A 19,038-nucleotide genomic window follows, 5' to 3' on the forward strand; every position below is an offset into this window, starting at 1 on the left:
ATCTTTTGGAGTATTTTATGATTGATTTGGTGGATATGAGGAGATTCTATGGTAGGAGAATATGATAAAGCAAGTCACTATTTATTGAGTTATATGCTACTGAAAATCCCTGCGAGAGTAATGGGGGCCGTTTCCTATCGCAAACAAAGAAAACGTAACAAAAACGCCTAACAACTTGTATATCAATTTGTTAGGCGTTTTTTGTTGGTAAAGTATTCACTCATTTTTTCAGCCGGAACTAGTTATAAAAATTGCATTGTGTTTATCAGGTCATTCCATCATGAATATTATATAGTATTTTTAGCAATATATAGATATATCAGTTTGCCAAGGGGGGGAACATTTTTGGATTTAAATTTCATATGGAAAGCTATTGTTATTGTCATTGGTGGAGTACTTATTTTGCGTTTAGCTGGAAGAAAATCAATTTCACAGCTTACAGTTGCTCAAACTGTCATGATGATAGCTGTCGGTTCATTAGTTATTCAACCGGTAAGTGACAGAAACATTTGGATTACAATGGTCATCACACTGTTACTGGTACTTACACTTATTTTTATTGAGTATATCGTTTTGAAATATGATGCTATGGAGACTTTTATTTACGGAAAATCAGTTCTTGTCGTCGAAAATGGTCAAATTAATGAAAGGAATTTAAAACAGTTACGTTTAACTGTTGATATGCTTGAAGTACGATTGAGACAACAAAATATAAAAACGTTTAGTGATTTACAATGGGCTACCATTGAATCAAATGGTCAATTAGGATATATGTTAAAACCTAATAAGGAATACGCTACGAAAGAGGATATTCAATTGCTGATATCGATGATGCAAGTGAATCATTGTAATCCACCTGCTAAAACATCAGTAACTCAAACAAGTGTATCGAATAATATTTTTGAGGAAATTAAAAATAAAAAACATGTAGAAGAACTTCCAAAAGACCTGAAATGAGGGTAACTGCTGAATGAAAACTATACAAAAGTATAAAAACTTTTTTTCGGTTCTCGGTCAATGGCTATTATTTGGAATTATAATTGGTATTATTGTGGGGTCAGCAACCGCTTTCCTTTTAGAGACGAATGATTTTCTAGGAGAGTTACGAGAGGAAAAAAATGAATGGCTTTTCTTCCTACTTCCTCTAGGAGGAATTGTCATCGGGTACATATATATGACTTTTGGAAGGGTGTTTTTGAATAATACTTTACATGATGCTGCTGAGTTAAATAATCTAGTGATAGATGGGGTTCATGGAAAAAAACAGGTACTAAAAAGAATGGGACCCATCGTCTATTTGGCAACCTTTATAACTGTCTTATTTGGGGGTTCAACAGGAAGAGAAGGTGCGGCCGTCCAAATGGGAGGAAGTGTGGCTGAATCTGTAAACAAGTTCTTCAAGCTAAACATAATCGATAGAAAAATTATCCTCATGAGTGGCATAAGTGCCGGATTTGGTGCGGCCTTTGGAACACCCATAACAGGTGCTATTTTCGGCATAGAGATGGCTGTTTTAGGTAAGATGAAATTTGAAGCAATTATTCCGTGTCTTACGGCGAGCTTTGTCGGTCATTATATAGCGACAGCAGCTTGGGGAGTTGTACACGAAGAACTAGTTATCCAAACGGTTCCAGAACTATCTGTAATTACGTTTGCAAAAGTTATTGTTGTCTCCATTATTTTTAGTCTTTTAGTTATCTTATACTGTCAATTAAGACATGGTATTCAAAAACTCTCTGAGAAATATCTAAATAAAAACCATATGAAAAGGGCATTTGTAGGGGGGCTTATTATTGTGGCATTGACTTTAATAGTAGGTTCGCAAGATTACAATGGCCGAGGGTTAGATATGCTTGAACAATCTTTTCAAGAAGATGTTCCTCCCTTTGCCTTCTTAGCCAAGCTAATATTTACTGCAGTTACGCTTGGAACTGGTTTTGTTGGGGGAGAGGCCATCCCTTTATTTTTTATGGGAGCAACATTAGGCAATACCTTACATACATTCATAGATTTACCTATGTCATTTCTCGCTGCATTAGGAATGATTGCTGCTTTTAGTGGTGGTGCTAATACTCCTATAGCAGCTTTCTTATTGGCAATGGAGATGTTTGATGGAAAAGGAGTAGAATACTTTTTTATCGCTTGTCTAGTTAGTTATATATTTTCCGGACACCATGGACTATGGCCTTCTCAACAAATACAGGAACCCAAGAGTAGGTTATATCATATCGTTAAGGGAGAAACCATTGAAAATATTGAAAAGAAGAGAAACCCTTAGTGTAAAGTGATAATGATTATTAAACCGGTGTCTTTTACGACTATCAAAAGTCAAAAAGCAAAAGACTGGAGGATGTTAAAAGGATTAAGTCCTTATCCCTACATAGGGAAGGCAGAAGTGATGTAACCGATTAAGGCGAGGTTTAGTCATTACTTCCGGGGTTCATATCTAAATGGTGGAGGGCTATCTTTGTTTTATTAGCTCTGTGTGTAGCGCCTGGCTTAGTATACCCAACGGATGGCAAGTTCAGAAAAGAAACGATTATCTCACAAACGCGCTAAGTCGTGTTACTTCAAGATATTAGAGAACCAATCATGTTTCAGCCTCTGGAGTCAATTTATAACTGGACAAACGTTATATATAGATAGTGGTCTCGTAATTAAGTAGGGGAAGGAAGAAGGGAGATATTGGGTATAAGAGATAGCGGGGTTATATTTGAGCGTTTCTTCTACGAAGGACTAAATTGGAATGGGTTATTGATGGTTTCAGGAACAATGATCAAAGTATATTGAATAATTCTAATAAATCTAACTTATATAGACGCCTTTGCGATGAAAGTATCAAATAAAACTGACATAAGTTGATTTCTTGAAGAAAATTGAAAGCGAATTACACTAAACAGAGTACAAAAAAATTGATAGTTTGAATTTAATGGACTTAAGTGATTATGGATCAGTCTTCCTAAATTAGGAAGTTGATAAAATTATAATTAGTGTTGTGATAGCCTCTTACACTACGTATGCAAAATATATAGATATATAGATATTAGAGACGATTGATTGTAATATAAAGGGTAGGTAGTGTTGTTAGTCCTAACATCATTAAATTGATGGAAGGCTTTTTTTTACAACAGAATGATTCAAAAGCAACCACTACTATTATCCATGCCTGAAGCGGCTTTGGTTAAGAAAGTCTTCGCTTCCAATGATGGGAATCTTGATGAATTATAGCTTTTTCATACCGATCGCGGAAATGAATTTAAAAATCAAGCGACCGAAGAGTTACTTGAAACCTTTGGAATAGATCGCTCTTTGAGCATGAAGGGCTGTCCTTATGATAATACGGTCGCTGAAGTTACATATATAAGGTGAGTAAGACAGACTTTGTCTATAGAGGAACACTCGAAAGCCAGAAACACTTGATCTGGCCTTATTTGATTTGATTATGTCCCCTGGTACAATCACATACGAATTCATGGAACGCTAAGTATCTAAGCCCAATTTAATTCAAGAAGAAACATCTTAACATATTTGTCTGATTTCGTGTTGACAATCCAGTCCAACTATGTGATCACCAAAAAGAGGGTGATCACATAAATGACCACGCTTTGCCTAAAAGGGTATGAAATTGCGCGAAATTGTTCTAGGAATCGAAAAGGTATTGTTGTGTTTGTTCAGTAACACGAAGATAAACAAATGGTTGTGAATTGGTGTGATTAAACGCAAAGTGTAAAAATAAACTCATTAAATCTTAATAGTGGTCGCTGTTTCCCATTAATAATTTTCATTTTCTTAATCCCCTATCTGGACTAATCGCTTTTTATTCCTCATTTGGTCTCACATTTTTTGAAAAAAGTTTTAAATTTATTTTCTAATGGTGAAATACACTAGTAAGGTGGCACTTCGGACTGGATATTGACTGGATTTTCCTTATTAACACCGATATCTTATTTAACCTCATACTAATTCCGTAAAGTTGGAAAACCGATTATATAGGGGTTTTCACATCTTATCTTCTATTATTTATTTAATACAGGGAATGGGCGGCATGATCCAAAAATCTTTATGATAAGTATCTTGACGGCAAAAATATAGAGCTTAATCTGATCCCTTTGTTCAAAAACAAAAGTGGTGAGTAATTAGGTTCAACAAAATAAACCTTGTTGACCAAACACGTCAACAAGGTTCGTAAACCATCCAACTTTATCATAAGAGTTGAGAATAACACTTAATTAGACGGCATCAAATCAGCAATTCTCTTACTATCTTCTATGCGGTCATCACCTTGACAGGGTGGAGGTCGTGTTGGTTCGAGCCCACTCGGAATCATCTAATCAAAGCGCCGGAATGGCGTGGTTTCCCGTGAAAGGGGAAGCCGCGTCATCTCTTTTGTTTTTAACTGATGATAGTGGAAAAATAAATAAACTTGTTCTCTAGTCTAGTTGCCAAGCAACGAATGATAAATATTATACTGTTTATCCTATCCCGATTCACCCCAAAAACACCCCGAAAACACCCCATATAAGATGAAATGCCCTGATTCGGTTTGATTCGATTGAAAAGTAAAGCCCGTTAAATCAAAATATTTGATAACCTTTGATCGAGTTTCTTCCTATAATATATGTTCCGTACACAAGTACACCCTTGGGAACGTGAGCAATATCTACAAACTTATTAACTGTTAAATGCCCTGGCGCTCTAAGCGTCAGGGCATTTTTATTTGGACTTATATATCTCGGATCTAGTAGTTTATCTATTGTCCACAGTAAACAAAAGAATTACCATACGAAGGATAAATTTGAAAGTACTGCACACTCTAATAATCAAATAGGTAAAGGAGTTGTATTAATGAATAAAGTTTGGTTAGGTTTAATAGTTGCGTTTCTATTATCTATAGGAACTATGGGATTCTTACCATCAGAGACGGAAGCGGAAGGATTTTCTGATGTGAAATTAACTGAAGAGCAGCAAAAAGAGATGGCAATTCTACAAAAAGAAGCCTTTAATCAGAAAAAAGAAATTATCAACAAATATGTTGAGTACGGGGTATTTAATGAAGAAAAGGGTCTGAAAATGATTTCTAAATTCGAAGATCACTATAATAAGTTAGAACAAAATGATTTTGTGCCAAAGTGGGATCAACATCATAAAAAACATCATAAGAAAGATTAACGTGTTTAGTTTTGAAGTGCAAAATTTGAAGTCAGAAGATGAAACAAAGTTATGATTAGTAAACATATGAACAGGATAGAAACGCCATAATTAAAATGCTTGGAGCAAAAAAGCTCTGAGCATTTTTTATGATATTCTTGTTCAACTAAACCCCGGATTGTGGAATAAAAGAATGGCTGTTCCGCTGCTTTTCACCGGAGAATGGGGGTACACACCAGGTAAGCCTCCTAATTGCTGTTTATGGACTGAAATTATTAACCACAGTGGCTTTATGTCAAGGCCCTTAATTAGGCGGGCTTTATTTAAAAAGACCATCATACCTGTTTTTAACAATTTATCTAAGTGGCTCAATAGATATAACAGATATCTCATACTTTAGCAAAAACGGAGAACAATATGATTCCGATGGAAATATATGGCACGCGACTCCTTCCCCGCTGCCTCTTTCTCCACACAATCATCTCGGAATCGAGTCTTCAACAATCCTGTCTCGTTTATTGAATAACTCCTTTTTTTCTTTAATATAAATACAGAGATTTAATATATCAATATACTACTATTCTAAGTGAATCGTTTGTGCATTGTAATTAATCTAGTTTAGAACCAGTTCTAAGAAGTAACTTAAGTTACCTAGCTGACTTCTTATATTGGCAACCAATAACATAGATAAGTAGGTATTACTTGAAATGGAACGATATAAACAAAAACAGCTAGGAGCATATGGTCATTTGCTCCTAGCTGTTTTTGTTAACAAGATTAATGTACAGTACGGTATAAGCCAACGACCTTACCTAAAATGGATACATCGTTTAATATGATGGGCTCCATAGTGGCGTTTTCCGGTTGCAAGCGAATAAAATTACTTTCTTTAAAAAAGCGTTTAACAGTAGCCTCTTCATCTTCCGTCATGGCTACAACAATATCTCCGTTATCAGCAGTTGTTTGTTGTTTAACAATCACCATATCTCCATCTAATATTCCAGCTTCAATCATACTTTCTCCTTGTACAATAAGAACAAAGCTATTATCATCCGTTCCCGCCAAGGAGTCTGGCAGTGGAATGTATTCTTCAATATTTTCAATGGCTGTGATTGGTGAACCAGCAGTTACTTTACCAATTAGAGGGGCATAAGCAGCTTCTGCCCTAGGTATTGTGGATTCTTCTTCTAACTCAATGACTTCAATTGCTCTAGGTTTTGTTGGATCCCTCCGTATAAACCCTTTCTTTTCTAATCTAGAAAGGTGCCCGTGGACCGTGGAACTCGACGCCAATCCTACTGATTGGCCGATTTCTCTAACTGAAGGTGGATATCCTTTAAGTAATACTTGTTCTTTAATGAAATCTAGTATTTCTTGTTGCCTTTTTGAAAGTTTATTCATAATTGAACACCTCGAACATAGGTTTATAGTAACTACATTCTATCATGTGATGTTCAAATACACAAACAAGCGTTCGAAAAAGGTGTTGACAAGAACAGACGTTCTTATGTAATATAACCATCAAAAGCGAACAAATGTTTCCAGGAACGTTTGTTCTAAATGACGAGGAGTGGAACTATGTTTAATAAACTTTCAAAATTAGATGTGACTTATATTTTATTATTTGCTGCTAGTTTAGTGTTTCTATACTTTTCTATGGTGACTAGCGTATAGTACGCTTGAAGGGAAGCTTTAGAAGAGAGGTAGAGATGCATGAAAGCTATTTTATATTGTCGAGTAAGTACAGAGAAAGAAGAACAAATGAGTTCGCTAGCCAGACAGAAATCTGAATTGATAGCGATGGCCAACAAAAGATCTATCGAAGTTGTGGATTGTATTGAAGAAAAAGCGAGTGGATATGAAATAGAAAGAGAAGGGGTTTTCCGGCTGCTTGAGCAATTTGCTAAAGGCGAAGCGGATTTGCTACTTGTTCAAGATGAAACAAGGTTAGGACGGGGAAATACCAAAATTGCTTTGTATCACCAACTATATAAATTAAATGTACGTGTTTTTTCTTTAACAGATGATGGGGAAATAAGAATGTCAGAATCTGACTCTATGGTCTTACAAATTGTAGGTGTCGTTGAAGAATATCAACGGAAGATCCATAATATGAAAATAAAAAGAGGGATGAAGAAAGCTGTTGATAATGGATATAATCCTCATGATAATTTATCGAACCAACACCTTGCTCCTGGTAGGGAAAGGTTAGCATTTCCAGTCGAAGAGGTTGTGCGTCTTAGAAACAATAACTTAACATTCAATGAGATAGCAGCGACATTAAGAGGACTAGGATATGATGTTTCAAAGGCAACGGTACATAGAAGGTATCAGGAGTTTGTCACACTTGAAAAAAGTGATAGGGAACGTTAGTATATACAGAAGACAAATGTCGACAGGCTCTTGTCTTTCTATGTATTCTAATACCAAAAGGAGTTTCTTATATGCTTTCAAACGAAAAGTTAAATCGCATAAATGAACTGTCACATAAATCCAAAGATCAAGGATTAAATGAGGAAGAAAAGCAAGAACAACAAGAACTTCGTCAGGAATATTTAAAAAACGTACGCAAATCTTTTAAGAATCAATTAAAAGGGATGACAGTAGTAGACCCTGAAGGTAAAGATGTCACTCCTGAAAAGCTTAAAAAAATGCAGGATAATGAGAAAAAAAACTAAGGCATTAATATAACCGCACTCACCCTAAGTGCGGCCTTTTTGTTTAATAATTTATACTAAGGGAACAATAAAATTCGGAACATTTTATCACGTAATTCGATAACTATGCTTGTCACTTAAGCATTTTCATTATAGGATAATATATGTTACATATACGTGAATTTGAAAGGGGAAATTATTTAATTATGGCAAACAGCCTCGAACAAACATCTATTAACTCGATCCGTACATTAGCAATTGATGCAGTAGAAAATGCAAACTCTGGCCATCCGGGAATGCCAATGGGCGCAGCTCCAATGGCGTATACTTTATGGACGCAATTTATGAACCATAATCCAGGTAACTCTGATTGGTTCAACCGTGACCGCTTTGTTTTATCCGCAGGGCATGGTTCCATGCTTTTATATAGCCTGCTACACTTATCAGGCTACAATGTAACGATTGATGATTTAAAGTCATTTCGTCAGTGGGGTTCAAAAACTCCTGGACACCCTGAATTTGGTCATACAGATGGTGTAGAAGCAACAACTGGTCCTCTTGGACAAGGTCTTGCTATGTCAACTGGTCTAGCTATGGCAGAAGCACATCTAGCTGCTAAGTATAATCGTGATCAATACAATGTTGTGGATCACTATACCTTTGCTATTTGTGGAGATGGTGATTTAATGGAAGGGGTTTCATCTGAATCAGCTTCTCTAGCTGGGCATCTAGGATTGGGTAAACTTATCGTCCTTTACGATTCTAATGACATTTCTTTAGATGGTGATCTTGATCGCTCGTTTAGTGAGAGCGTAGAGAAACGTTATGAAGCTTATGGATGGCAAGTGATTCGTGTAGAAGATGGAACGAATACTGAGGAAATCACAAAAGCGATTGAACAGGCTAAACAAAACAATGAACAACCAACTATGATTGAAGTGAAAACAGTTATTGGCTATGGTTCTCCTAATAAGTCGGGTAAATCTGCATCTCACGGAGCCCCTCTAGGTGAAGAAGAAGTTCAATCTACTAAGGATTATTACAAGTGGGGTCATGATCCATTCCATGTTCCAAATGAAGTTTATCAAGATTTCACTAACAAAGTGAAAGAAAATGGTGAACAAAAAGAAGCAGAATGGAATGATATGTTCAAGCAATATAAAGAGGCTTATCCTCAGCTGGCAAGCGAACTTGAATCAGCGATTGCTGGCAGACTTCCTGAAGGCTGGGTAAATGAGTTACCTTCTTTTGAGCCCGGAGAACATAGTCCGGCAACTCGCGCAGCTTCTGGAGAAGTTATTAATTCATTGTCTAAATCAATCCCATACTTTTTCGGTGGAAGTGCCGACTTAGCCGGTTCAAACAAAACATCAGTTAACGGTGAGGAAGATTTCACTCGTGAAAACTATGCAGGCCGAAACATTTGGTTTGGAGTTCGCGAATTTGCTATGGCAGCGGCATTAAACGGAATGGCTCTTCATGGAGGATTGAAGGTGTACGGAGGAACTTTCTTCGTATTTAGTGACTATTTACGCCCTGCATTAAGATTATCTGCCTTAATGGATCTTCCCGTGAATTACGTTTTAACACATGATTCAGTAGCAGTTGGTGAAGATGGGCCGACCCATGAACCAGTTGAGCAGCTTTCTTCATTGCGTGCAATGCCTAATTTATCCGTAGTTCGCCCAGCTGATGGTAATGAAACGAGTGCAGCATGGAGAATCGCGATAGAATCGAATACAACACCTAACGCTTTAGTTCTTACTCGTCAAGGCTTACCAACCTTAGAGGGAACAAAGGAGCTAGCTTATGAAGGCGTGAAGCGTGGAGCATATGTTTTAAGTGATTCTGATAAAGACACTCCTGATGGTATCTTATTAGCATCTGGTTCAGAAGTTCAATTAGCTGTTAATGCTCAGTCGGAACTGAAGACCAAAGGTTACGATGTCCGAGTTGTGAGCGTTCCATCATTTGATCGTTTCGAAGTCCAGGATAGCGAGTACAAGGAAAGCGTTCTTCCTAACAATGTAAGGCAGCGTCTTGCGATTGAGATGGGAGCTTCCTTTGGATGGGAACGTTATGTAGGTTTAGATGGATCCGTTATCGGAATTGATACATTTGGAGCATCAGCCCCTGGAAATACAGTCATTGAAAACTATGGTTTTACTGTAGACAATGTAGTAAAGCATGCTGAGAACCTTATGAGTAATTAATACTAAAACTACTGCACAAATTTGTGCAGTAGTTTGGTTTGGTATAAGGAATTTTGACAAAAGTTGCCCTAACTAGCTGACATAATGTGACATACAACTCTCTCTTTGCTCGTTATAATACTTGCAAGGAGGGATGGTCACATGCAATTTGCAGTGTATGCAATTAAGCGAGAAATCACTCATCATTACTATTATAAAGTTGATTTGTTAAAGCGATTCTTCGAAGAATGCCATGCTTTCTCAGATTCTATCATTTATAAGAAGCAACTAGATTATATTACGAGCCATTTCTCTTATAAAGAATGGCTGAAAAAAATTCATGAAAATCAAAAGCATTTAAGTGATCGCATATTCGATTGTGAAATAATTTATGATATACTAGAAGGTAAGAACTGCTGTTGTTTATTTCAGTGTGACAGCCTCTGGCAAGCAGAAAGGGTTTTATTTCAACCGCTACGAATGTGCAATCAATCGTTTTTTATTATAGAGGAAAGCGGCGAGCATTACGGATGGATTTCCCCTCTTATACGTCAGCGTCTGTTATCGTAAATGCTCTATTGTATTCCAATGAGCCTTTTACTATACTGTTATTTGAGACAACACGAAGGAGGAAGACGTTGATATGACTTTGGGCATCGTATGGATAATCGTGATTGCCGTTTTAGCTCTAATAGGTGGCGTAGCTTTAGGCTTCTTCATCGCTAGACGGTACATGATGAACTATTTGAAAAAGAACCCACCGATTAATGAACAGATGTTACGTACACTGATGATGCAAATGGGCCAAAAGCCTTCGCAAAAGAAAATCAATCAGATGATGCGTTCAATGAACAATCAAACGGATCAAAAGAAATAATGACATTGCCTCAACCGCTTGTTATAGCAAGGGTTAAACATGTCATCTAATATGGTATTTATGATGAACGAAAGAGTAAACATCCTTGTTGACTTAATCTTTCATCAATAATTACCATAATATCGATTAATCATTCAAAAGCCACTTTTCCTATTGAATTCTTAACCAGAATTTAATGGAGAGTGGTTTTTATTATGGCATTCGAAAGACATAACTTAGTAAGTATGCTAGCCAATTGATAATTAGCTAGCATACTTACTAAGCTCCTGCATACAAAGATTATAGGTGCCTTTTGAATAATTATCCTTTTAATTTTATAAATTTAAAGGATAAATTACTTTTTGCTAGAAATTGTGGTTAAAAGGAGGAGTGTAGATGAGCATTGATTTTAACAATCACTTAAAATGGGAAAAGGAGATTAAAAAGCAAAAACCAAAAGAAATTAATGATTTATGTGTGAAGTGGGAGTTGGCTGTTCAAGAACTAAAATCAAATGTTAGTTCTTGGTTGTCTGATTCAATTAATGCTGGCCTTATTGAAGTCAAAGATCAACCTTTTGGTAACTGTGAAAATATAGTCATAAATAAAGATGATAATATAGTTTGTATGCGAGAGGTACGCTTTGAAAACATAAATAGAAACCGGTTTGAAATGTTTCATAGTAAAAAAGATACGGTATTTTTGGAATATAATTTTGAAAAGGAATCGTGGGAGTTCCGAAATCTTAAAAAACGATTTTCTCAAAATAAAAAACTTGACCGAAACTTGTTTTTAAATTTGTTAAAAGAATATATTTAATGATTTGGGGATCTCCAGTATTGGAGATCTTTTTTATTGTGTATTATTTTCGACAAGGATAAGGAGACAAAAGCCTTGAATTTTTGAAAGGGAAAGGACGATTTATATGTATAGAAAGTGTAATAAATCGTAAATGATAAAACATTTGACAGCTTTAGATTGAGAGCTTTTGGAAACTTCAATAGATGTTCACAGTTGGATGATCGTGTTTTTTAAGGCTGTCTGATACAATAGGATACGAGTAAGATGAGGGGGACGTAATTTATGAATGATATTAATGTTTTTTTAGCCTTCGGAGCTGGTTTTCTTTCCTTTATTTCTCCTTGTGTCCTTCCTTTATACCCTGCGTTCCTTTCGTACATAACAGGGATGAGCGTTAGTGAATTAAAGGAAGACAATGGGATGCTTAAGCGCCGTAGTCTAATCCATACGATTCTTTTTTTATTAGGATTTTCTACAATATTTATCATATTAGGATTTTCAGGATCTTTATTTTCGCAATTTTTAATTCAAAATGATGACATTATCCGCCGCTTAGGAGCCATTTTAATTATCTTTTTCGGCTTCATTATTATTGGAGTATTTAACTTTCAATTTTTAATGAAAGACCGAAAAATTAAATTTAAAAATCGTCCAGCCGGCTATATTGGATCATTTCTTATTGGTTTAACCTTTTCTTTAGGATGGACTCCATGTACGGGACCGATTCTTTCAGCAGTACTAGTTTTAGCTGCTGATCAGCCTGATTTATTTCTCGTAATGATGATATCCTATTCACTTGGTTTCTCCTTGCCTTTTCTAATTCTTTCCTTCTTTATTGGTAAGATGGGGTGGATTAAACGTCATAGTGGTTCAATCGTGAAAATTGGTGGCTATATTATGATTGTTATGGGAATCGCCCTATACTTTGACTGGATGACAAGATTGACTTCCTATTTAGCTGGTCTTTTTGGATTCCAGGGATTTTAGAACGTAGATTTTCTAAGCAATTTATATTATGATAGGGACATTGAACAGGATAGAAGGAGTTTACATATGACGAGAACAAATGATTTAATTTTACGAACAACAACAACTTTAATCGCATTTATTTTACTTGGCTTTTCTGTATACTTATTTTTCGCTGGTCATAATAAACCAGGTGGAGGGTTTATAGGAGGGTTAATGGCAGCAGCTGCTCTTATTCTTATGTATATGGCTTATGGCTTAACCGCCATGCAAAAGATCATCCGTATTAATTTCATGTATATGATATTTACCGGATTAATTATTGCAGTAGGAACAGGAGTTGGAGCTTTCTTGTTTGATGCTCCATTTTTAACCCAAAACTTTGGTTATTTTCAGTTGCCAATCCTTGGAAGAACAGAACTTGCAACAGCTTTATTGTTTGACTTAGGTGTGTATTTAACCGTAATTGGTGTAACCATGACAATTATTTTAACTGTTGCTAATGATCGAGAAGAAGAATAGATAAAAGTGACGCATGAAAGAGTGAATCCCTTATGTTTTGGATAATTTCTAGTAGCATTGTAGCTGCGATGATGGCGGTAGTTATGATTTTTGTCCGCTTGCGTGCGGCTAAACGACCAGCTAGTGTAAAAAAAATAATATTGCCTCCTTTTTTTATGAGTACAGGGGCTTTGATGTTTATGTTTCCGGTTTTTCGAGTGGAATGGACTCAAGTTTTGGAGGCAGTATTCATAGGTGTGATCTTTTCAATCTTGCTTATTCGATCATCAAAATTTGAAGTAAGAGAAGGTCAAATTTATTTAATACCTTCGAGGTACTTTGTCTATATTCTCTTTGGGTTATTGGTCTTAAGAATTGTTTTGAAGATTGTTATTGGTGCTTCTGTTTCGTATGGAGAGACAAGTGGTATGTTCTTTTTACTCGCTTTAGGGATGATTATTACATGGCGTTTAGCGATGTTGAAACAATACTTACAGATAGAGAAAACAATTTCATAGACGTAAAAAGATCGGGTTCCTTTTAATGAGGCCCCGATCTTTTTTATCGATCAAATAATGGTTGGTATGGTGTAATATCGATCTGCTTTTCTTCAAGTTTTTTTATAAGAAACTTATGGTCCCTTTTTGGTGTGGCCAGAATATATCCCTCAATAATCACGTCTTCTGTAATTTTTGAACTATTCTTTTCTATGGCTACTTGACCAATACGACCAGCGATTTTTTGTTTTGCCACATCTCGAAATAGTTCCGGGACGGGAGATACAAGTTCTTCGAGCAGAACCTTTTGCTCTGGTTTCCACATATGGATGGTTTTTTCAACATAATATTCTTCCCAATCAATCGCAGATTTTCCGTCTTCTTTTGGCATTCTTTTTAAAAATTTGCGAAACATGAAGAAACCGCCAATTCCCATTAATGTTACCATAATAACAATCCATCCAACGATAAATAGGGCAAACCCACCTGACATACTATCACCTATTTCCATGTAATAAGGTCTTAGTTAATTATAAAAGTTAAACGGTAGAAAGACAAGTTGATTCTTGATCGTGTCGAAATTAAAAAAATATTGCGTAATTATTTTACATGTAAATCGTTTTCATATACAATAAAGGATGCATATTTGTGGACTTTCAGAAAAAGTAAGCAAATGAACCATTGGGGAATGGTGAAAATGCGTATTCACGCAGTGTCACCATTTAATTTTGATGAGGGGGTAAAAGGAATTATGGCTAGCAATGCATTTAATGCTCGCAAACAATTTGACCTAAATGGCCAAACGTACAACTATTACGATTTAAAAGCCTTAGAAGATGCGGGACATGGCAAGATCTCCCGTCTGCCTTTCTCCATCCGTATTCTGCTTGAGTCTCTACTACGTCAGCATGATGGACGTGTGATCACAGATCAGCACATAGAGAGTCTAGCAAACTGGGGAACTAGTAAATCCAAAGCGGAAGATGTACCATTTAAACCTTCCCGTGTTATTTTACAAGACTTTACAGGAGTACCAGCTGTTGTGGACCTGGCATCACTTCGTAAAGCCATGGTTGATCTAGGAGGAAGTCCGGAAAAGATTAATCCAGAAGTACCGGTGGATCTTGTTATCGACCACTCTGTTCAAGTGGACAAGTATGGTACGGCGGAAGCTTTGAATACGAACATGGAACTTGAGTTCGATCGAAACCAAGAGCGTTACGAGTTTCTTCACTGGGCTCAAAAAGCTTTTGATAATTATCGTGCAGTTCCACCTGCAACAGGAATTGTTCACCAGGTAAACCTTGAATACATTGCCAATGTTGTTCATGCTACTGAGAATGACGAAGGCACTTATGATACTTATCCTGATACATTAGTAGGAACGGACTCCCATACAACAATGATTAATGGGTTAGGCGTTTTAGGTTGGGGTGTTGGAGGCATCGAAGCGGAAGCGGGAATGCTAGGACAACCTTCTTATTTCCCTGCACCTGATGTTATTGGTGTAAAGCTTAATGGAAGTTTCCCACAAGGGACTACGGCTACAGACTTAGCATTAAAAGTAACCCAAACGCTAAGAGAGCAAAACGTAGTTGGGAAGTTTGTGGAATTCTTTGGACCGGCACTACAAGAAATGCCACTTGCTGATCGTGCGACGATCTCTAATATGGCGCCTGAATACGGGGCAACTTGTGGCTTTTTCCCAGTTGATGGAGAGTCGCTAGAATACTTACGTTTAACTGGTAGAAGTGAAGAGCAAATCTCTTTAGTTGAGAAGTATTGTAAAGAGAACAGCCTTTGGTATGATCCATCCTTTGAAGATCCGGAATTTACAAAACTAGTTGACATTGAACTAGATGATCTTGAGCCTAACTTGTCAGGTCCAAAACGTCCACAAGATTTAATTCCGTTTTCTCAAATGAAAGAGTCTTTCCAAAAGGCTATTACAGGACCCGCTGGAAATCACGGCTTCGGATTAGGCGAGAAAGAATTCGATAAAGAAGTTGAAGTAGAATTTACAAATGGCAAAAAGTCTGTGATGAAAACAGGTGCTCTTGCCATAGCAGCGATCACTTCATGTACAAATACTTCTAACCCTCACGTTATGCTTGGAGCGGGACTTGTTGCTAAGAAAGCTGTTGAACGTGGGCTGGATGTACCAGACTATGTAAAAACTTCTTTAGCACCAGGATCAAAAGTTGTAACACGATATCTAGAAGACTCTGGGCTTATGGAGCATTTGAACACGCTCGGGTTTAACCTAGTAGGTTATGGTTGTACAACTTGTATCGGAAACTCAGGCCCTTTGCTTCCTGAAATTGAAAAGGCGATTGCTGACAGTGATTTGACTGCATCATCAGTACTTTCAGGGAACCGTAACTTTGAAGGTCGTATTCACCCTCTTGTTAAGGCAAACTACTTGGCATCACCACCATTAGTGGTAGCTTATGCACTTGCTGGAACGGTTGATATAGATCTTAAGAATGAACCACTAGGTACAGACAAAGACGGTGAATCGGTTTATTTTGACGACATTTGGCCTTCTCAGGAAGAGATTAAAGGAGAAATCAATCGCGTTGTGACTCCTGAAATTTTCCGTAAAGAATATGAGAATGTATTTAACTCGAATGAGAAGTGGAATAGTATCGATACAACAGATGAGCCATTATACGATTGGAATGATAATTCTACGTATATTCAGAATCCTCCATTCTTTGAAGGACTCTCTACAGACCCTGAAAAAGTTAAACCATTGAATGATTTACGGATGATTGGTAAATTTGGTGATTCTGTAACCACTGACCACATTTCTCCAGCCGGAGCGATTCCTAAAAATATGCCAGCTGGTGAATACTTGATAGAGAATGATGTTTCCCCACGTAACTTTAACTCTTATGGTTCCCGTCGTGGTAACCATGAAGTTATGATGAGAGGTACATTTGCTAATATTCGTATTAAAAATCAACTCGCACCAGGAACTGAAGGTGGCTATACAACTTACTGGCCAACAGAAGAGGTTCTGCCAATCTATACAGCAGCTATGAAGTATAAAGAGGATAATACATCTCTTGCGGTTATTGCTGGTGATGATTATGGTATGGGAAGCTCTCGTGATTGGGCAGCTAAAGGTACCGATCTTTTAGGAATTAAAACGGTTATTGCTCAAAGCTTTGAACGTATCCACCGTTCAAACTTAGTTATGATGGGCGTGCTTCCGCTGCAGTTCCAAGAAGGAGATACCATCGAATCACTAGGATTAACGGGACGTGAATCTCTTGATGTTCAAGTGGATGAGTCCGTTAAACCACATGATCTTGTTAATGTTACAGCAACAGCAGAAGATGGTACGAAGAAAGAGTTTGATGTCATTGCTCGCTTTGATAGTGAAGTTGAAGTAGATTACTACCGTCATGGTGGTATTCTTCAAATGGTTCTTCGTAATAAGTTAAAATAAAATGTTAATGTTAGATTAGCCTGCTGTATAATTACAGCAGGCTTTTTTTATGTTTGCACAATAGAAATTTAATAGGCTCTATAATGATTGTTGTGGTTATACTTGATCTATCAGTAGCTCAGGGGAATATAAAAAATGCACTCCAAAAAAGAAGGTCGATGCCTTACTGGCTATTGATCCTCGCCTGGAAGAGCCCTATCAACAGAAAGACCGGCTCTAGGCATAATGTCACTTAAACGATGGAAGAAAGAAATATTACAAGCCTTTATGTATCTGTTTAACAATGGACATATTGAATGTGTCAATAACACAAATAAAGTATTAAAACGCAACTCTTACGGGATTAATAAGAGCTATGAACGCTTAAAGAATAAGATTTTATGGCAGCAAGAAATGAAGAACTTTTGGATTTGAATTGTTGTTTTGGATAGAGAAATGTTCGAGGAAGCTCACGGGTCACCCGCGGAAAGCGAAGTGTATTCAGGTTGCGGTGCATAAGCAACAAAAAAGCAGCAAAATCAAAAGGGTGATGGAGATCATTTAATATGCCTTGTGCAGCCTTGTTCATTCTTATTATGACATTTTTATAACAATGAAAACATAAACTTTACAATAGTAAGGATCGCCTATAATCTTAAAAGTATATGAATTAAGAAGTACTTCGGTTTATTGGCATATTTTTATCAATTCGAGATAAAATTTTTAGTAGCCTCCGCTTTTTGTTCAATTCAGGATTTACGGTTTGTGTTACTTTCAAATAAAGGATGGAATAATATGGTTAAACAAATTAGCGCGGCACTTTTTTTACTTATATTAGTTGGGTTCATTGTGTATAACGAAATAGACAAAGAAAATGAAGCTTCAGAATCGACAAGTGAACTTACCGAATACGATGTTTCGGGAAATACGGAGCAAGAAGGAACGGCGATGACGGCTCCGAATACTCCAGGTGGTTTAGAAGTAGGTGACCAAGCACCGGATTTTGAACTGGAGACTTTAGATGGAGAAACCATTAAGTTATCAGAACTAACAGGTAAGAAAGTAATCCTAAATTTCTGGGCAACTTGGTGTCCACCATGTAAAGTTGAAATGCCTGAAATGGAGAAGTTTCATCAAGAATACGGAGATGAGGTGGAGGTAATAGCCGTTAATGCAACAGGAACGGAAAGCAACAGAAGTGATGTAGCCTCATTTATCGAAGAGGAGAAGTATACGTTCCCTATTGTGCTTGATGAAGAACTCAAAGTTAATAATGATTATCAAGTAATTTCAATTCCTACTACCTACTTTATTGGTTCCGATGGTAAAATTCAAGAACCACGTAAGGTGGGGCCTATGACGTACGACTATATGTTAGAGGTGAAAGATGCGCTTGAATAAGTATATCTGTCATAAACATGGGAATCCTTTATTCTTAAAGGAGTGATTTCGATGAGACAAAGGCAGAAAATATCTTATCATGAACGCGTCCAGGAGAATATTAAGCAAATTATGAAAGATCAGAAACTTATGGATCAAATTGACGATCGTATAGAACAACGGCATTTTAAGCGTAACAAAAAAATCCCTTCTTAAATGTAAGAGGGGATTTTCTTGTTATTCTCCTATTGTATAAAAAAGTGAAATTGTCACAAAATAATGAGTGATATTTTTATAGGAGGAATGTTCACTTGGATAATAATACAAGAACCAATCCAGATAACCGGGAAGATAATGTAGAACGCTTGCAAGAAGCCGTACAGAATACGATCGAAAATATTGAAGCTTCTCATGATACTATGGAAATGGCAAGCGAAAAAGATCGTGCTCTAATTGAAAAGAAAAATAAGAAAAGGGAAGAATCTCTTGGAGGCATGCGTCAAGAAATTATGGATGAGGCACGGAACCAAAAAAAATAAAGCATATTTAGTCCGTTCCATATCGTCTTTATGGAACGGATTTTTTCAATGGGCAAGTTCATCTA

The 19,038-nt window shown here is 36.8% G+C and carries 18 protein-coding genes and 2 pseudogenes; 18 read left to right on the plus strand and 2 right to left on the minus strand.

Annotated elements, in window-relative coordinates; translation table 11 throughout:
* The first annotated feature begins 345 nt into the window (after positions 1–345).
* From ACFQIC_RS00320 to ACFQIC_RS00335, 4 genes and pseudogenes are all read left to right on the plus strand, one after another.
* Positions 346–957 carry a DUF421 domain-containing protein gene (locus tag ACFQIC_RS00320; RefSeq protein ID WP_204706153.1) on the plus strand — a complete coding sequence of 204 codons (612 nt, stop codon included), beginning with the start codon at positions 346–348 and terminating at the stop codon, positions 955–957.
* A 13-nt stretch (positions 958–970) separates the two neighbouring features.
* Positions 971–2,278 carry a voltage-gated chloride channel family protein gene (locus ACFQIC_RS00325; RefSeq protein ID WP_204706155.1) on the plus strand — a complete coding sequence of 436 codons (1,308 nt, stop codon included), beginning with the start codon at positions 971–973 and terminating at the stop codon, positions 2,276–2,278.
* A gap of 1,157 nt (positions 2,279–3,435) precedes the next feature.
* Positions 3,436–3,492, plus strand: a pseudogene (locus ACFQIC_RS21070) (IS3 family transposase); the annotation flags it as partial.
* A gap of 1,353 nt (positions 3,493–4,845) precedes the next feature.
* Positions 4,846–5,169 (plus strand): DUF2680 domain-containing protein, encoded by a 324-nt coding sequence (locus tag ACFQIC_RS00335; RefSeq protein ID WP_204706158.1) that lies wholly within the window; start codon positions 4,846–4,848, stop codon positions 5,167–5,169.
* Positions 5,170–5,925: 756 nt separating this feature from the next.
* Here the strand turns inward: ACFQIC_RS00335 and lexA are convergent.
* Entirely contained in the window at positions 5,926–6,549 is a 624-nt protein-coding gene (lexA, locus tag ACFQIC_RS00340) for a transcriptional repressor LexA (RefSeq protein ID WP_204706160.1), read from the minus strand.
* A 312-nt stretch (positions 6,550–6,861) separates the two neighbouring features.
* On the opposite strand from lexA, the gene ACFQIC_RS00345 reads away from it, so the two are divergent.
* The 9 genes from ACFQIC_RS00345 (at position 6,862) to ACFQIC_RS00385 (ending at position 13,639) form a co-directional block, all read left to right on the plus strand.
* A complete protein-coding gene (locus tag ACFQIC_RS00345; RefSeq protein ID WP_204706162.1) occupies positions 6,862–7,521 on the plus strand; it encodes a YneB family resolvase-like protein in 660 nt (219 codons plus the stop codon).
* Between the two features lie 71 nt (positions 7,522–7,592).
* On the plus strand, positions 7,593–7,826 hold the full coding sequence (locus ACFQIC_RS00350; protein WP_204706164.1) for a DUF896 domain-containing protein: 234 nt from the start codon (positions 7,593–7,595) through the stop codon (positions 7,824–7,826).
* 185 nt (positions 7,827–8,011) lie between these two features.
* Positions 8,012–10,018, plus strand: a complete 2,007-nt coding sequence (gene tkt / locus ACFQIC_RS00355) for a transketolase (RefSeq protein ID WP_204706166.1) — start codon at positions 8,012–8,014, stop codon at positions 10,016–10,018.
* Positions 10,019–10,159: 141 nt separating this feature from the next.
* Positions 10,160–10,567, plus strand: a complete 408-nt coding sequence (gene sirA / locus ACFQIC_RS00360; protein ID WP_204706168.1) for a sporulation inhibitor of replication protein SirA — start codon at positions 10,160–10,162, stop codon at positions 10,565–10,567.
* Positions 10,568–10,640: 73 nt separating this feature from the next.
* Complete coding sequence (locus ACFQIC_RS00365; protein WP_390216888.1) at positions 10,641–10,874, plus strand: YneF family protein; 234 nt, start codon at positions 10,641–10,643, stop codon at positions 10,872–10,874.
* Positions 10,875–11,249: 375 nt separating this feature from the next.
* Positions 11,250–11,672, plus strand: a complete 423-nt coding sequence (locus ACFQIC_RS00370) for a hypothetical protein (RefSeq protein ID WP_204706170.1) — start codon at positions 11,250–11,252, stop codon at positions 11,670–11,672.
* A 264-nt stretch (positions 11,673–11,936) separates the two neighbouring features.
* Positions 11,937–12,641, plus strand: a complete 705-nt coding sequence (locus ACFQIC_RS00375; protein ID WP_204706172.1) for a cytochrome c biogenesis CcdA family protein — start codon at positions 11,937–11,939, stop codon at positions 12,639–12,641.
* A 66-nt stretch (positions 12,642–12,707) separates the two neighbouring features.
* Complete coding sequence (locus ACFQIC_RS00380; protein WP_204706174.1) at positions 12,708–13,142, plus strand: Na(+)/H(+) antiporter subunit B; 435 nt, start codon at positions 12,708–12,710, stop codon at positions 13,140–13,142.
* A gap of 32 nt (positions 13,143–13,174) precedes the next feature.
* A complete protein-coding gene (locus tag ACFQIC_RS00385; protein WP_204706176.1) occupies positions 13,175–13,639 on the plus strand; it encodes a CcdC family protein in 465 nt (154 codons plus the stop codon).
* Between the two features lie 43 nt (positions 13,640–13,682).
* Here ACFQIC_RS00385 and ACFQIC_RS00390 read toward each other — a convergent pair whose 3' ends face one another.
* Entirely contained in the window at positions 13,683–14,111 is a 429-nt protein-coding gene (locus ACFQIC_RS00390) for a DUF2621 domain-containing protein (RefSeq protein WP_204707534.1), read from the minus strand.
* Positions 14,112–14,369: 258 nt separating this feature from the next.
* Between ACFQIC_RS00390 and acnA the strand changes: the two genes are divergently transcribed.
* From acnA to tlp, 5 genes and pseudogenes are all read left to right on the plus strand, one after another.
* Entirely contained in the window at positions 14,370–17,075 is a 2,706-nt protein-coding gene (gene acnA / locus ACFQIC_RS00395) for an aconitate hydratase AcnA (RefSeq protein WP_204706178.1), read from the plus strand.
* A 228-nt stretch (positions 17,076–17,303) separates the two neighbouring features.
* Positions 17,304–17,489: pseudogene (locus ACFQIC_RS00400) on the plus strand (transposase); the annotation flags it as partial.
* A 360-nt stretch (positions 17,490–17,849) separates the two neighbouring features.
* Positions 17,850–18,455 carry a TlpA family protein disulfide reductase gene (locus tag ACFQIC_RS00405; RefSeq protein ID WP_204706180.1) on the plus strand — a complete coding sequence of 202 codons (606 nt, stop codon included), beginning with the start codon at positions 17,850–17,852 and terminating at the stop codon, positions 18,453–18,455.
* Positions 18,456–18,506: 51 nt separating this feature from the next.
* Complete coding sequence (locus ACFQIC_RS00410) at positions 18,507–18,650, plus strand: FbpB family small basic protein (RefSeq protein WP_204706182.1); 144 nt, start codon at positions 18,507–18,509, stop codon at positions 18,648–18,650.
* 95 nt (positions 18,651–18,745) lie between these two features.
* Positions 18,746–18,973 (plus strand): small acid-soluble spore protein Tlp, encoded by a 228-nt coding sequence (gene tlp, locus ACFQIC_RS00415; RefSeq protein WP_204706184.1) that lies wholly within the window; start codon positions 18,746–18,748, stop codon positions 18,971–18,973.
* The last annotated feature ends 65 nt before the right edge of the window (positions 18,974–19,038 follow it).

Source organism: Halobacillus seohaensis (assembly GCF_042663045.1).
GTDB lineage: Bacteria > Bacillota > Bacilli > Bacillales > Halobacillaceae > Halobacillus_A > Halobacillus_A seohaensis.